The following is a 14277-nucleotide window of genomic DNA, read 5'->3' as shown; positions in this document are numbered from 1 at the left end:
GTCTTCAAACGCTAGTGCGTGGATACCGGCTCGGCATCGGCCCGCGGACGCACCGCCGGGGCCAGGAAGATTGCCACGGCCACCATCGCGAGCACCACGATCATCGCCGAGCGCAGGCCAAAGTGCTCACCGAGGAAGCCGAGCAGCGGCGGTCCCACCAGGAAGGCGATGTATCCGGTGGTCGCGACCGCGCTCACGCGACGGGCCGGGTCCTCCCCCGGCTCGCCGGTGTCGCCGGCGGCGGAGATGGTCAGCGGGAACCCGAGCGAGGCGCCCAGACCCCAGAAGAACACGGCGATTCCGGCGAGCACCGGGTTGTCCACGAAGACCACCAGGGCGATTCCGATCGCGCCGGCCAGGGCGCTCCCACGCACCACGGTGACCCGGCCGAAGCGGTTGATGACCGCGCCACCGGTGAAGCGCCCGATGGTCATCGCCAGGGCGAAACCGGTGAACACCAGCGAGCCCCAGGCGGGGTCGTAGCCGTGGCCGTCAACCATGAGCAGCGGCAGCCAGTCGTTGGCGGCACCCTCGGCCAGGGCCATCGCCAGCACGATTGCGCCGATCAGCAGCAGACGGTGGTCCTTCCACAGCGGGCGACGCACCGGATAGATCGTCGCAATGCTGCCGGTGTCGGTCGTGTCACGCTGACGCCCAAACCCGCTGGGCACGTAGCGAATGCCCCAGATGATGGGGAGCAGGCAGACCGCCGCGATGACCACCAGGTGCAGTGCCACCGGGAAATCCATCGCCGTGAACAGGATGCCCAGGCTCGCCCCCACCACGGTCCCCAGCGAGAACGCGCCGTGCAGGTAGGGCAGGAAGGATCGTCCGGAGAGGCGTTCGATCTCGGCCCCCTCGACGTTCATCGCGATCTCGGCGAGCCCCTGGCCCGCACCGAACACGGCCAGCCCGATAAACGCACCGATGCCGCTACTCAGCAGCACGCCACCACCGATCAGCGCGACACCACCCACGATGCACAGCAGACCCAGCAGGGTCACCGGCTTGGTGCCCAGGCGGCGCACCAGGGGCGCCGAACCGAGGATTCCCGCCATCGATCCGATCGACAGCCCAAACAGGATGAGTCCCATCTGCGCGGTCGAGGCTTCGAGCTGGTCGCGGACGGCGGGCGTCCGGGTCACCCAGGAGGCCAACGAGATGCCGGGGATAAAGAAGAAGGAGAGCAGCGCGAGGCGGCGGCGGGCCAGCTCGCGCGAAATGGGCGCGAGGGTGGTCATGGCGGAGGTCATCGGGGAATCCTTGTGGGGCGAGATGGCGGGGTGACGGCGGCGGGGGCACACCGGACACCGGTAAGTGTACAAGCGTACACCTCCGGGACACGTGCGGTAAAGTGAAAAGGAACACCCCGATCAAAGGACCCTGGATGGCCACCACCCACCGCCCGAAAGATCCGCAGCGTCGCGAGAAGATCATCGCGGCAACCCTCGACGTAATTGCCGAGCACGGCATCGCCGGCACCACCCACCGTCGCATCGCCGCGGCCGCAGAGGTGCCCCTGGGCTCGATGACCTACTACTTCTCCGGCATGGAGGAACTCCTCACCGAGGCGTTCATGCTGATGGCCACCACCGTTTCGCGCCGATACATGGAGATCATGGATGCGGCCACCACCCGCGAGGAGGCTCGCGAGGCCGTGGTTGAAGTCATCACCGGCGACATCTGGGAAACCCCGCGCACGCTGACCCTGAGTTATGAGCTCTACGCGTTCAGCATCAAAAACGAGCGGGTACGCGAGGTGATCCGGCACTGGATGTCGCAGAGTCGCGTCGCAATCGGTCGCCACTTTGACCCGATGACCACCTATGCACTGGACGCCGCGGTGGAGGGACTGACCATTCACCGCTCGTTCCAGCCCGAAATCACGCGGGAAACCGTCCGCGAAATCGTCGATCGCCTCACCCGCGAGGACGAACCCCCGGCGCGTCTGTAGGACCCCACCAAACAAATTTCCATTTTTTATAAGAGAGTCAACACCGAAAGCGCCCGAACCCTTGGCAAGATAGAGGGGTGATTGTACTTGTATGTCCCGGACAGGGATCCCAGACCCCCGGTTTCCTGACCCCCTGGCTTGAACTGCCCGGCGCACGCGAGCTGCTCGCGTCCTACTCCGAGGCCGCCGGGGTCGACCTGATCGCCCACGGCACCGAGTCCGATGCCGACACGATCCGCGACACCGCGATCGCCCAGCCGCTGATCGTCGCCGCGAGCCTGCTGGCACTGAATGCCCTGCGCGAGGCCGCCCCCGACGCCGTCATTGGCGGAGTCGCCGGACACTCGGTGGGCGAGATCGCCGCAGCCGCCGCAACCGGCGTACTGAGCGAGACCGACGCCCTGAGCTTCGTGGCCGCCCGTGCCCGCGCGATGGCCACCGCCGCGGCCGCAGTGCCCACCGGCATGAGCGCCGTCCTGGGTGGCGGCGACGAGGTGGTTGAGGCCGCCGCCGCGGCCGTGGGGCTCTCCCCCGCCAACTACAACGGTGGCGGACAGATCGTCGTGGCCGGCGAGTTTGATGGCCTCGAAGCCCTCGCCGCAACCCCGCCCGCCGGTGCCCGCGTGATCCCGCTGCAGGTGGCCGGAGCCTTCCACACCCGCTACATGGAATCCGCCCGCGAGGCCCTCAAGGACGTCGCCGCAAACGTAACCCCGGCCGACCCGGCCCTGCCGCTGTGGACCAACAACGACGGCCGCCAGGTCACCTCCGGCCAGGAGTTCCTGGATCTGCTGGTCACCCAGGTTGCCTCCCCGGTGCGCTGGGATCTCTGCATGGAGTCCTTCGCCGCCGCCGGAATCACCGGCCTGATCGAACTGGCACCCGCCGGCGCGCTGGTGGGCCTCGCCCGCCGCGGGCTCAAGGGTGTCCCCACCGTCGCCATCAAGTCCCCGAGCGATATTGCCGCAGCAGTCGAGCTGCTCACCGCACACGCGGAAGGAAACGCATCATGACCCGTCCCCAGCTTCGCCAGTCCACCGGTGTCCCCTTCACCCGCATTCTGGGTATGGGTGCCGCCCGCGGTGACCTGGTGGTCCCCAACTCGGAGATCATCGAGCCGATCAACTCCTCGGATGAGTGGATTCAGCAGCGCACCGGCGTGATCACCCGTCACCGCGCCTCCGCCGATGTCCTGGCGATTGACCTCGCCACCGAGGCCGCCATGGAGGCCGTCGCCAACGCCGGGATCGAGCCCGGCCAGGTTGACCTGGTGATCATCGCCACCATCAGCAACGTGCAGCAGACCCCGTCGATGGCCACCGTGGTTGCCGACCGCATCGGTGCCAACCCTGCGGCCGCCTATGACTTCAACGCCGCCTGCGCGGGCTATGCCTACGCGGTGGCCCAGGCCGACGCCCTGATCCGTGCGGGTGCCGCCCACTACGCCGTGGTGGTCGGTGCCGAGAAGCTCTCCGACATCATCGACCCCACCGACCGCAGCATCTCGTTCCTGCTGGGCGACGGTGCCGGCGCGGCCGTGATTGGCCCCTCGGACTACCCCGGCATCGCCGCGACCGTCTGGGGCTCCGACGGTGCCAACGCGGACAAGGTGGGCATGAACGCCACCCTGATTGAGTACCGTGACGGTAAGGCACCCTGGCCGACCCTGCGTCAGGAGGGCCCCTCGGTCTTCCGCTGGGCCGTCTGGGAGATGGCCAAGGTTGCCCGCGAGGCACTCGAGGTAGCCGGCATCACCGCCGACGACCTCGCCGCCTTTATCCCGCACCAGGCGAACATGCGCATCGTGGATGAGTTCGCCAAGCAGCTCAAGCTTCCGGAATCGGTGATCATCGCCCGCGATATCGCGACCACCGGCAACACCTCGGCCGCCTCGATTCCGCTCGCAGCCCACCGTCTGCTGCAGGAAAACCCGCAGCTTTCCGGCGGTTACGCCCTGCAGATCGGCTTCGGCGCCGGCCTCGCCTTTGGCGCGCAGGTGGTTGTACTTCCGTAGATCTCGGCACGTTATTGCCGCAAACACCCGTGATTCGCATACACTGTACGACGGTCACTCGATATTCAAGGAGAAAAAATAATGGCACTGTCCACCGAAGAAGTACTCGCCGGCCTGGCTGAACTGGTTAACGACGAGACCGGTATCGCCGCCGATCAGGTGGCCCTGGAGAAGTCGTTCACCGACGACCTCGACATCGACTCGATCTCGATGATGACCATCGTGGTCAACGCCGAGGAGAAGTTCGACGTGAAGATTCCGGACGACGAGGTCAAGAACCTGAAGACCGTCGGCGACGCCGTCAGCTTCATCGTTTCCGCTCAGGCGTAGTCCCTCGGGAATTGCTCAGGCCCGGCCACTGGTCGGGCCTGATCTGCCCCACTCCCCTCCGTTTTATTCTGACGAAAGAGTTCATCGAATGACCAAGCGAATCGTCGTCACCGGTATCGGCATCACCAGCCCCCTGGGCGGTACCACCGACGAAACCTGGACCAACCTTCTTGCCGGCAAGTCCGGTGCCTCCCCGCTCGAGCAGCCCTGGGTTGAAGAGCTGGGTCTGCCGGTCACCTTTGCCGCCCAGGCAGCCACCAAGTCCGTGGATGTGCTGGCCCGCCAGGAAGTCAAGCGCCTCGACCCGTCGAGCCAGTTTGCCCTGACCGCCGCCCGCGAGGCCTGGGCCGACGCCGGCATCCCCGAGGTTGACCCCGAGCGCCTGCTGGTCGACTGGGCTACCGGAATCGGTGGCGTGTGGACCCTGCTGGATGCCTGGGACACCCTGCGTGAAAAGGGCCCGCGACGCGTGCTCCCGATGACCGTTCCGATGCTCATGCCCAACGGCCCCGCCGCCGCAATCGGCATGGACCTCGGTGCTCGCGGCGGCGAGCGGACCGTGGTGTCGGCGTGTGCGTCGAGCACCGAGTCCCTGGCCAACGCCTATGACCACCTGCAGCAGGGCCTCGCCGACGTCGTGATCGCCGGCGGCTCGGAAGCCGCCATCCACCCGCTGCCCCTGGCCTCGTTTGCCGCGATGCAGGCGCTCTCCAAGCGCAACGATGACCCGACCGTGGCCTCGCGTCCCTACGACGTGGACCGCGACGGCTTCGTTCTTGGTGAGGGTGCCGCCGCTCTCGTGGTGGAGACCCTGGAACACGCCCTGGCGCGTGGTGCCAAGATCTACGCCGAACTGCTGGGTGGGGCCGTCACCTCCGATGCGTACCACATCACCGCCCCGGACCCCGAGGGTACCGCCGCCGCCCGCGCGATGCGCGCGGCCGTGGAGAACGCCGGATACTCGCTGGATGAGGTGGGCCACATTAACGCCCACGCCACCTCGACCCCGGTGGGCGACATCGCCGAGTACAACGCCCTGCGCGCGGTCTTCGGCGACCGCCTCGGCGAGATTGCCGTGACCGCAACCAAGGCATCGACCGGGCACCTGCTCGGTGGTGCCGGTGCGATCGAGGCCGCATTCACCGCGAAGGCGCTGGCCGAGAAGGTCATCCCGCCGACCATCAACCTGGACAACCAGGATCCGGCCATCGAGCTGGATGTCGTCACCGAGCCGCGTCCGCTGGGCGATGAGCCCGTGCTGGCGATCTCCAACTCGTTCGGTTTCGGTGGACACAACGCCGTGGTGGCCCTGCGCACCTACGTGGCCTAGTCTTCGGCTCCGAAATCACACAGCGGCTCGGCTCCCTCGGGAGGCGGGCCGCTGTTTTGTATGCGCGCCACTCAGTTCCGGGGCCGAGGATCCGTGCCCGCGGCGACTCGACTAGCCGACGCGGTGCAGCCAGGTGACCGGGCCGGCCTCGCTCGCACCGCGAAACACGTCGAGCTCAAGGTCCCAGCTGGTACCGAGCAGCTGCTCCATCCGCTCATGAAGTTGATGCGGCTGATCGATCGCCTCGGCCAGGGCAAGCCGCACGCGATTCTCGCTCACCACCACGTTGCCCCCGGTATCGGTCTGCGCCGAGTGCATGCCCTGGTCGGGTGTGTACATCCAGCGGTGACCGTCCAGACCCGCCGAGGCGTCCTCGGTTACCTCGAAGCGCATCTGATCCCAGGCGTGCAGGGCCGTCGCCAGTCGGGCACCGGTGCCCGGCGGCGCGGTCCAGGAAAACTCGGCCCGAAGAGCGCCGCGCTGCACGGGCTGCTCACTCCAGTCGAGTCCCAGCGCATGACCGATAACGCCTCCGACCGCCCATTCGATATGGGCGCGGAATGCGCGTGGGGCCGAATGGATGAACACCATCCCTCGACTCTGTCTTTCGTTGTTCTGGATGGACACGGGATTCCCTTCGTTTGTGGTGATGCGTCTTCCCCTACGCACCCAAACGATGTTTCCCGGCAGTCCAGCCCGTCTCTGTCATTATGTGCAGATCATTCGGACGGACGCAAGCGTTTTGCCGCCGGGTTCCCTATACTCGGTAGAAGATAACCGCATGAGCGAAAGGCATCACGTGTCCGTCAAGGGCTCCCTGCTGGCGATCCTGACCCTCGGCCCCGCCTACGGTCTGCAGATTCGCGATGAACTCACCGTGCGCGCACCCCATCGCGCGGGCATCAACGTCGGTCAGATCTATGGAACGCTGGATCGCCTGCTGACCGCCGGTCTCGTCCGCTCGGCCGGCCTCACCGAGGACTCGCTCCCCCTGTATGAGCTCTCCGCCGACGGGGTTGAATTCGCCGCGTCCTGGACCACCGGCCCCGAGCAGGCGCAGGCTCCGGACTGGATCGACATGCAGGATCAGCTGCTGATCACCGCCTCGCTGCCCGGCAGCGCCGATGACGTGCGAGCGCTCCTGGTGGGCTACCGTGAGGCCTGGTCCTCCTGGGCAGAATCAGCCGAGATCCCCGAAGCCCCCCACGCAGCCCAGCCCTTCGTGACCGCGGCCCGCGCGGCGCAGGCCGAGGCGGCCCTCGCCTGGATCGACCGGGTGGGTGCAGAACTGGCTTCCGGTCGCGCGGTAGAACGCGCAGCCCGTCCGCTGCGCCCACGCCGCGGACGCAAACCCACGCGCGGCGTCTCCGCATAACACTCTTGTAGGGCGGGCGGGACTTGAACCCGCGATCGTTCGGTTATGAGCCGAATGCCTTAACCAGCTTGGCTACCGCCCCAGGTTGTGCCCCCGAGGGAACACAACGGTCCTATCTTATCGCCAGCGGAGCCGACGACACGACGAGGAACCCGGCTATTCGGCCGACTGCTCGGCGCCGATTTCGGTGACCGGATCCACAACCTCTTCGCCGCGGTACAGCGCCTCGAAGGTGTTGAGGGTGCGCTCGATATCGTGCGGCGCGATCAGGCGCAGCGAGGCGTTCTTGAACGCGTTGAGCTTGTCGGTGTCGGCCGTGAGCACATCGGTCAGCTTCGCGGCCAGGTCGGCCACGTTACCGGGCTCGAACAGGTGACCGTTTTCGCCATCGTGGACCAGGTGCGGCAGCGCCATCGCATCGGCGGCAACCACCGGCAGCGCGGTGGACATGGCCTCCATCGTGGCGATCGACTGCAGCTCGGCAATCGAGGGCATCGCGAACACGGTGGCGTCAGTGTAGGCCTGGCGCAGTTCCTCATCGGTCACATAGCCGGCAAAGTGCACCCGCTCCCCCAGCCCCAGCTCGCTCACGAGCTCCTGGAGGGCCTTTTTCTGATCGCCGCCACCGATGATGGTGAGCTTCGCATCGAGTTCGGGATCGAGGCTCGCGACGGCGCGGATCAGCACGTCGATCTGCTTCTCACCGGTGATCCGGCCCACAAACAGGATGCGGTTCTCGGTGCGCGGCTCGAAGCTCGGCGTGTAGCGCGAGGAGTCGATGCCGCAGGAGATCGCGTGGACGTCGCGAATGTTGGTGTAGCGCTCGAGGAAGTCGGCGGCGCGACGGGTCGGGGTCGTCACCGACTCGGCACGGCCCAGCGCACGCTCGGCCAGGCGCCATGCCCAGGCGATCAGCTGCTTCTGGAAGGCCTGCGGGACCATCGTAAACTCGAGCATGTTCTCGGGCATCACGTGGTTGGTTGCCACGATACGAATGCCGCGCTTCTGCGCCTGCACCGAGAGCCCTCGGCCGATCACGAAGAACGACTGCGAGTGGACCACGTCGGGCTTGAGCTCATCCAGAACCTTGGCCGCGTTGCGGTTGATGGTCCACGGCAGGGCAAAACGCAGCCAGTCGTGCGGGTACCAGCGCACGCTGAACAGGCGGTGCAGGGTCATCCGCTGGCCCTCGTGCGGCTCGGTCCAGGTGCCGTGACGGTAGGACGCGGCGGGAGCAACAACGTGGACGTCGTGTCCGCGGGCGACCAGGCCGGCGGCGAGGCGCTCGGTGAACCGGGCGGCACCGTTCACGTCGGGGGCGAACGTGTCGGTTCCGATCACGATGCGCAGCGGCCGCTTTGCCGGAGTCGTCTCGGCGGTGAGCTCGGGACGGTTTTCGGTTGAGTCGGTCAAGATGTGGAGATCCTCCGTGGTTGCCGGTTTCAGACCGGTCTGCTGAGGCCAAACTACGGCCTCGGGGTCACCCTATTCTAACGTCTGCGTGCATCCCAACGCTTGTTATCCATGCGTGTGTGGCGCGAAGATCAGTCGTGAGGATGAGTTTTAGTTTGCTACCTGCGGGTGATGCCGGGCGAGTTGGAACACTCCCCAGACGGCGATGGCCCCCGCGATGACGAAACCGATGATGGCCCACAGCGGCGCGCCGTCGGCCTCGCCCAGCACGATCACGGCGATGGCCACGGCCACCATCGGGTCGACGACGGTCAGTCCGGCGATCACCAGGTCCGGCGGGCCGGAGGCATAGGCATTTTGTACAAAGTAGGCGCCCAGTCCGGTGCCGGCGAGCAGACCCACGATGCAGATCAGGGTGAGCCAGTTGAAGTCGGAGGCCTGCACACGGCTGATCACAACCTTGGCGAGGGTCGCCACGAACCCGTAGACCATTCCCGCGGAGATGATGTAGAACAGGGCGCGAGCGCGGGTGCGGAAGATGGCAAACATGGTGCCGAGGATCAGCAGCACAACACCCAGGATGATCAGGATCGTGATGAGCTTCTCGTCAGTTACCGGCTTTTCACCACTGACGGTCGCCGCGATCCCCACAAACAATCCGATACCCAGCACACAGGCGGCGATCGAGATAATTCCGGCGCGGGTCATCTTGACCTTGGACACTCGCGAGTTGACAATCGCGGTCACCACGAGCGCGATCGCGCCCAGCGGCTGCACCAGAATCAGCGGCGAGAACGCCAGCGACACCAGCTGGAACACGATGGCCAGACCAAGCATCAGCGTGCCGATCACCCAGGACGGACGCTTGAGCAGCAGGGTCAGCTGGCCGAAGTTCAGCCCGTTTTTTCCGGTACCCTCGGTGGCGTTATCCACCTTGTTGACTCCGCGGTGCTGGAACTGCGCTCCAAGCGAGAGGAAGACGGCACCCACGATGGCGATGGGGACACCGATCATCTGGGTGGGGTTCTGGAAGGTCTCCAGACTGACCTCGGTCAGGAAATCTAGTACGGGGCTCACCCATTGAGCCTACCGTGAGCCGCGCGAAAGATAGGGTAGTGGCATGGCTATTCTTCCCATTTGCATCAAGGGCGAACCGGTACTGCACACGCCGGCCGCCCCGGTGACCGAATTTGACGCGGACCTGCGTACCCTCGTCGAGAACATGTACGAGACCATGGACGCGGCCCCCGGCGTGGGCCTGGCGGCCCCCCAGGTGGGCGTCGGCTTGCGTCTGTTTGTCTACAGCTACGAGACCCCCGAGGGCGAGCCCTGGCGGGGCGTGGCAATCAACCCCACGCTGCTGATCAGCCCGGCCGAGCCGGGAGAACCGGACGAGGACATCGAGTCCGAGGGCTGCCTCTCCTTCCCGGGTGAGCGCTTCCCGCTGCGCCGCTCCGAGCGCGCGGTACTGACCGCCGTGGACCTGGACCAGAAACCCTTCACCCTGGACGTGACCGGGTGGCGTGCGCGTATTCTCCAGCACGAGTATGACCACCTGGATGGCTACCTGTATCTGGATCGTCTGGGCTCCGGTGACTGGAAGACCCAAGACCGCCTGACCCGCAAGTACCGCTGGGGTGTTCCCGGCCTGAGCTGGACTCCCGGCGTAGACGACATCGACGCGTAGGTTTTCCGACATCCCAACAAAAATGGGCTCGCCCACATTCGTGGACGAGCCCGTTTTGTGTCTCCGGGGTCAGCGCGCGAGTGCGCCGATCACCCACACCACACCAACCAGGACAATCAGTCCGATCAGGGTGTAGCGCACGGCACCGCGTGCGACACGTGCGGCCCGGCGGGTGCGTTCTTTTTCGTAATCGCTCATGCCCGTTCCTTCCCGCATAAAACAATACGCGCCGGGGTGACCCGGCGCGTATCTGTGGCTCCCCGACTTGGATTCGAACCAAGGACCTGCCGGTTAACAGCCGGCTGCTCTGCCGCTGAGCTATCGAGGATTACGGCGTTTGTTGCTACATGAGTTACTTTACTACAGGCGCGCGGCGCGCTTCAATTCGAGTCGAAATCTGGGCGTGTCCCGCATGTTTCCGGGGAACCGAACCGACCGCCGACGCATCACTCGCCCATGCCAGGCACCCACCCGGAATTCGCGTCGCCTGTTAAAGTTGCTCGCGCTTTGCGCGCTTGCGATGCGCCAGGATGCCCCGCCATCCGGTCCGCGTCCCGGCGGAAGCAAGGAAAGTGCGCCCCGAGGATCGTAGTTGCTCCGCCACGCCATTGGGCCAAATGGGGGCGGGCAAGCTCGCGGGAATCTCGCGCAGCGAGTACGACTTCACCACATCCTCGGGATTCCAGGGATAGGGGCCTCGCGGACGCTCAATGCCCGGCGAACTAAGCCCAGCGAAGACTAGTCCCTGGGCGGTTTCACGAAACACCTCTTCAAATAGAAATGTCTGCGCAGCAGCTGAAACGCAGCACACACTGGTAACCCAGGAGCGGCCATCGGCAACGGTGATGCGCAACGCGCTCCACCGAACTATGTTTTCGTCAGCACTCATGAGGGCACCTCGACTCAATGGCGACGGTCGAGGGTGCGTCGGAGGGTGGAGATGAGGCGCTAGCCGCGCCCGAAGTCCCGACCACAACCAGAATTGCTGCACCCAGCAGCGACAGACCCACACTGCGTATTTGCAAAGCTCTCCCTCAATTTCTGCCTATTGGGAGAGCGGCCGTTGACTCGAAGCTACCACCTATTTTCGGAGAGTCTAGGGTGAGTGACCAGCTCCATCTCATGCTCGACCGCGTTCATTCACACATGCCCGCGCCAAGGAGACTTCGAGGAAGAATTTGGGGGCCAGACAGCACGGGGCCTTCGCGGGCGAGCTTTCACCCTTGTTTTTGGGTACTAAAAAGCCCCGGGAAGGTGGAGCTTCCCGGGGCTTAGCTCCCCGACTTGGATTCGAACCAAGGACCTGCCGGTTAACAGCCGGCTGCTCTGCCGCTGAGCTATCGAGGAAGATGCCTGCTGGCGTGTTACTACTGTAGCAGCGGGATTGGGCCGGAACGAAATCGCGTGCGCCCCGGGCGATTCGTGTCGTCTGCGCGCCTCGAGGTACGCAAAAATGCTATGCCGAGACGGGCTTGGCCGGCTGCGGAGCGCCCGCGCTGTAGGCTACCGGGGTTCCGCGATCCAGGGTGAGGATCGGCAGCGCCAGGGAGCCACACAGGTCGGGTTCATTACTGACCAGGAGTACGGTGCCGCCAGAGGTTTGAACCCGGGTGATCGCCTCGGCGATGGCCGGACGCACGTTGGGGTCCAGGCCCGCTGTGGGCTCATCCAGAATCAGAAACTTCGGGTCTCCGGCCAGCTGCAGAGCCAGGCCCACGCGCTGGCGCTGACCGCTGGAGAGTTCATTGGCAAAACGGTCCAGGACCGAAAGCGGGAGCCGGGCATCATCGAGCAGGTGTGCCACGCGCTGTCCCACCGCCGGATCATCCAGGCTCGGGTTGTGCTGACGTACCCGCTGGGCAAGCCCCGCCGCAACGGTTTGCATGCCGAGGATCGCGCCCTGTTCGCGCTGCGGCAGATATCCGATCCGAGCACGGGCGCGCTTGCGGGCACCGTGCCCGAAGCCTCGCAGGGGTGCGCCGAGCACACTCCCGGTACCGCCAACCACACGTGCGGGGGCACCCGGACGCAGGCTGAGGATGCGAGCGAGGGTGGATTTGCCCGAGCCCGCACCACCGGAGAGAATCAGCCCCTCCCCCGCATCCAGGCTCGCCGAGACGCCCGAGAGCGCCACGTGTCCCGCGTGGCCGGGGCGCATCGGATAGCCGACGGACAGGTCATCGAGGGACAGCACGGCGGTCATGAATTACTCCGATCGCAGGGTGCGACGCTCGGCTTCGAGCGCCATCAGTTCGGTTTGGACCGCGCGGTACGCCTCGCGGTCGGTGGGGTCGGTGCGCTGCAAGCGTCCACGCAGTTCATGGGACTGTCGCAGCAGATCGCGATCGATCAGCGCCACGGTGATCCCATTAACGTAGCCGCCGAGCTCGTCGGCGCCGCGCTGCGGAATCGGCGCGATGGCCAGCTGCTCTACCAGGGTACGGATCGGCACCGGCACGGTGGCGGCCACGGTCTGGAACCAGTCGGGCTGGCCAAACCGGTCGAGGGTTGCGGCGATGCCGTCACGAACGATGGCCAGCGCGGGGTTTACAAACCCCGTATGCATCGCCCGCGCCACCAGTTCCACGGGCACGGTTTCGGGATGTTGAAGCACGGCCATGATCGCGTCACGCTCCAGGCGCGTCACCGGATCCGAGGGCAGGTCGCGCAGCGACACCGGGGGCTCATCCAGGATGATCACCTCGGCCGAACCCTGCCCTGAAGGCTCCATTCCCGCGGACGGTGCCGCCGGGGCGGGCAGCTCGCGGCCGCGCACGGGAGCCGATTGCTCACCACGGCCAGGCTTGGCGCGCGCCACGGCCGACTGCACCTCGGGCAGGTCCATCCCCAGCTGGCGCGCGAGCACCCGGGTGTAGCCGGGGCGAATCGCCGGATCGCGGATCTCGGCGATCACCGGGGCGGCCACGCGCAGCGCGCCCACCCGGCCCTCGACACTCTCCAGGTCGTATTCGGAGAGTAACTGCCGGATGACAAACTCAAACATCGGCTCCTTGTTGTCCAGGAGCGCGCGCACGGCCGCGTCACCACGCGCCAGGCGCAGGTCACACGGGTCCAGGCCGTCGGGGGCGACGGCGACATAGGTCTGGGCGGAGAAGCGCTTCTCCTCGGCGAAGGCGCGCATCGCGGCCTTCTGGCCGGCGGCGTCGGGGTCGAAGGTGAAGACCACCTCGCCGGTACCGGAGTCGTCCCCCATGATCCGGCGGATCAGGCGAATGTGCTCGACCCCAAACGCGGTGCCACAGGTGGCCACCGCGGTGGTGATCCCGGCCAGGTGTGCGGCCATCACGTCGGTGTAGCCCTCGACCACCACGACCTGGCCGCCGCGGGAGATGTCGCGCTTGGCCAGATCGAGCCCGTAGAGCACCTGGTTCTTGTGGTAGACCGCGGTTTCCGGGGTATTGAGGTATTTGGGACCCTTATCGTCCTCCAGTAGGCGGCGGGCACCAAAACCGATGGTCTGCCCGGTCACGTCGCGGATGGGCCAGACCAGGCGGCCCCGGAAACGGTCGTAGACGCCGCGATCACCCTGGCTCACCAGGCCCGCGGCCAGCAGCTCCTCGACCGTGAAGCCCTGCGCCTTGAGCGCATTGGTCATCCGGTCCCAGCTCTTGGGGGCAAAACCCACTCCGAAGTGTTCGGCGGCTACCGGGTCAAAGCCGCGCTCCCCCAGGAACCTCCGTCCGGGTTCGGCATCGGGGGCACCGAGCTGCTCGCGGAAGAACACTCCGGCGGCGGCGTTGGCTGCCAGCAGGCGGGCGCGCTGTCCGTGATCGGAGCGGCCACTGCCGCCCTCCTCATACTGCAGCTGGATGCCCGCACGGGAGGCCAGACGCTCGACGGCCTCTGTGAAGGACACGTGATCGATCTTCTGCAGGAACGAGATGGCATCGCCACTCTCGCCACAGCCGAAGCAGTGGTAGTAGCCCAGCTGCGGACGCACGTGGAAGCTCGGGCTGCGCTCATCGTGGAACGGGCACAGGCCCTTCATCGAGCCCACACCGGCGGATTTCAGCGTGACGTGATCTCCCACAATGTCTGCGATGTTGGTGCGCGACTTTACCTCGTCGATATCGCTCTGTCGGATCAGTCCTGCCATTGCTCCAGTCTAGTCCCGCGGGCCGACATCCGGGGCCCGGACGCGCGCGGTCCCACC

Annotated in this window: 15 protein-coding genes and 3 tRNA genes; 7 read left to right on the top strand and 11 right to left on the bottom strand. The window is 66.1% G+C overall.

Annotated features, from left to right (window positions below):
• Positions 1-11: 11 nt before the first annotated feature.
• Positions 12-1253, bottom strand: a complete 1242-nt coding sequence (locus M2390_RS06245; protein ID WP_259177649.1) for an MFS transporter — start codon at positions 1251-1253, stop codon at positions 12-14.
• 134 nt (positions 1254-1387) lie between these two features.
• On the opposite strand from M2390_RS06245, the gene M2390_RS06240 reads away from it, so the two are divergent.
• From M2390_RS06240 to M2390_RS06220, 5 genes are all read left to right on the top strand, one after another.
• Positions 1388-1954 (top strand): TetR/AcrR family transcriptional regulator, encoded by a 567-nt coding sequence (locus M2390_RS06240; RefSeq protein ID WP_121688719.1) that lies wholly within the window; start codon positions 1388-1390, stop codon positions 1952-1954.
• Positions 1955-2031: 77 nt separating this feature from the next.
• Positions 2032-2967 (top strand): ACP S-malonyltransferase, encoded by a 936-nt coding sequence (locus M2390_RS06235; RefSeq protein ID WP_259177648.1) that lies wholly within the window; start codon positions 2032-2034, stop codon positions 2965-2967.
• Positions 2964-3968: a beta-ketoacyl-ACP synthase III gene (locus tag M2390_RS06230; RefSeq protein WP_259177647.1), complete on the top strand. Its 1005-nt coding sequence runs from the start codon at positions 2964-2966 to the stop codon at positions 3966-3968. Before M2390_RS06235 ends, M2390_RS06230 begins: the two co-directional genes overlap by 4 nt.
• An 81-nt stretch (positions 3969-4049) precedes the next feature.
• Positions 4050-4298 (top strand): acyl carrier protein, encoded by a 249-nt coding sequence (locus M2390_RS06225; protein WP_030143644.1) that lies wholly within the window; start codon positions 4050-4052, stop codon positions 4296-4298.
• 88 nt (positions 4299-4386) lie between these two features.
• Entirely contained in the window at positions 4387-5628 is a 1242-nt protein-coding gene (locus M2390_RS06220) for a beta-ketoacyl synthase (protein ID WP_259177646.1), read from the top strand.
• Positions 5629-5739: 111 nt separating this feature from the next.
• Here M2390_RS06220 and M2390_RS06215 read toward each other — a convergent pair whose 3' ends face one another.
• Positions 5740-6219: a DUF3145 domain-containing protein gene (locus tag M2390_RS06215; RefSeq protein WP_259177645.1), complete on the bottom strand. Its 480-nt coding sequence runs from the start codon at positions 6217-6219 to the stop codon at positions 5740-5742.
• A gap of 190 nt (positions 6220-6409) precedes the next feature.
• On the opposite strand from M2390_RS06215, the gene M2390_RS06210 reads away from it, so the two are divergent.
• Positions 6410-7003 (top strand): PadR family transcriptional regulator, encoded by a 594-nt coding sequence (locus M2390_RS06210; protein WP_259177644.1) that lies wholly within the window; start codon positions 6410-6412, stop codon positions 7001-7003.
• An 8-nt stretch (positions 7004-7011) separates the two neighbouring features.
• Here M2390_RS06210 and M2390_RS06205 read toward each other — a convergent pair.
• The 3 genes from M2390_RS06205 to M2390_RS06195 all read right to left on the bottom strand — a co-directional run bounded on the left by M2390_RS06205 (position 7012) and on the right by M2390_RS06195 (position 9493).
• A tRNA-Ile gene (locus M2390_RS06205) sits at positions 7012-7085 on the bottom strand.
• A gap of 74 nt (positions 7086-7159) precedes the next feature.
• Positions 7160-8416 carry a glycosyltransferase gene (locus tag M2390_RS06200; RefSeq protein WP_259177643.1) on the bottom strand — a complete coding sequence of 419 codons (1257 nt, stop codon included), beginning with the start codon at positions 8414-8416 and terminating at the stop codon, positions 7160-7162.
• 150 nt (positions 8417-8566) lie between these two features.
• Complete coding sequence (locus tag M2390_RS06195; protein WP_259177642.1) at positions 8567-9493, bottom strand: DMT family transporter; 927 nt, start codon at positions 9491-9493, stop codon at positions 8567-8569.
• A 43-nt stretch (positions 9494-9536) separates the two neighbouring features.
• Here M2390_RS06195 and def point away from each other — a divergent pair, with 43 nt between their 5' ends.
• The gene (gene def / locus M2390_RS06190) at positions 9537-10103 is read left to right on the top strand and encodes a peptide deformylase (protein WP_259177641.1); all 567 of its coding nucleotides are present in this window, start codon (positions 9537-9539) and stop codon (positions 10101-10103) included.
• 69 nt (positions 10104-10172) lie between these two features.
• Here def and M2390_RS06185 read toward each other — a convergent pair whose 3' ends face one another.
• From M2390_RS06185 to dnaG, 6 genes are all read right to left on the bottom strand, one after another.
• On the bottom strand, positions 10173-10301 hold the full coding sequence (locus tag M2390_RS06185) for a hypothetical protein (RefSeq protein WP_259177640.1): 129 nt from the start codon (positions 10299-10301) through the stop codon (positions 10173-10175).
• Between the two features lie 55 nt (positions 10302-10356).
• Positions 10357-10431, bottom strand: a tRNA-Asn gene (locus M2390_RS06180).
• A gap of 162 nt (positions 10432-10593) precedes the next feature.
• Positions 10594-10992, bottom strand: coding sequence for a hypothetical protein (locus tag M2390_RS06175; protein ID WP_259177639.1), 399 nt, complete (start codon positions 10990-10992; stop codon positions 10594-10596).
• 386 nt (positions 10993-11378) lie between these two features.
• Positions 11379-11450 (bottom strand) — tRNA-Asn (locus tag M2390_RS06170).
• Positions 11451-11559: 109 nt separating this feature from the next.
• Complete coding sequence (locus M2390_RS06165; protein ID WP_259177638.1) at positions 11560-12306, bottom strand: ATP-binding cassette domain-containing protein; 747 nt, start codon at positions 12304-12306, stop codon at positions 11560-11562.
• A gap of 3 nt (positions 12307-12309) precedes the next feature.
• Positions 12310-14220, bottom strand: a complete 1911-nt coding sequence (dnaG, locus tag M2390_RS06160; RefSeq protein WP_259177637.1) for a DNA primase — start codon at positions 14218-14220, stop codon at positions 12310-12312.
• Positions 14221-14277 lie beyond the last annotated feature (57 nt).

It is taken from the genome of Mycetocola sp. BIGb0189, from assembly GCF_024810155.1.
Taxonomy (GTDB): domain Bacteria; phylum Actinomycetota; class Actinomycetes; order Actinomycetales; family Microbacteriaceae; genus Mycetocola; species Mycetocola lacteus.
Note: the sequence above shows the minus strand (reverse complement) of the source record. Positions and strands in the feature narration are given on the sequence as shown.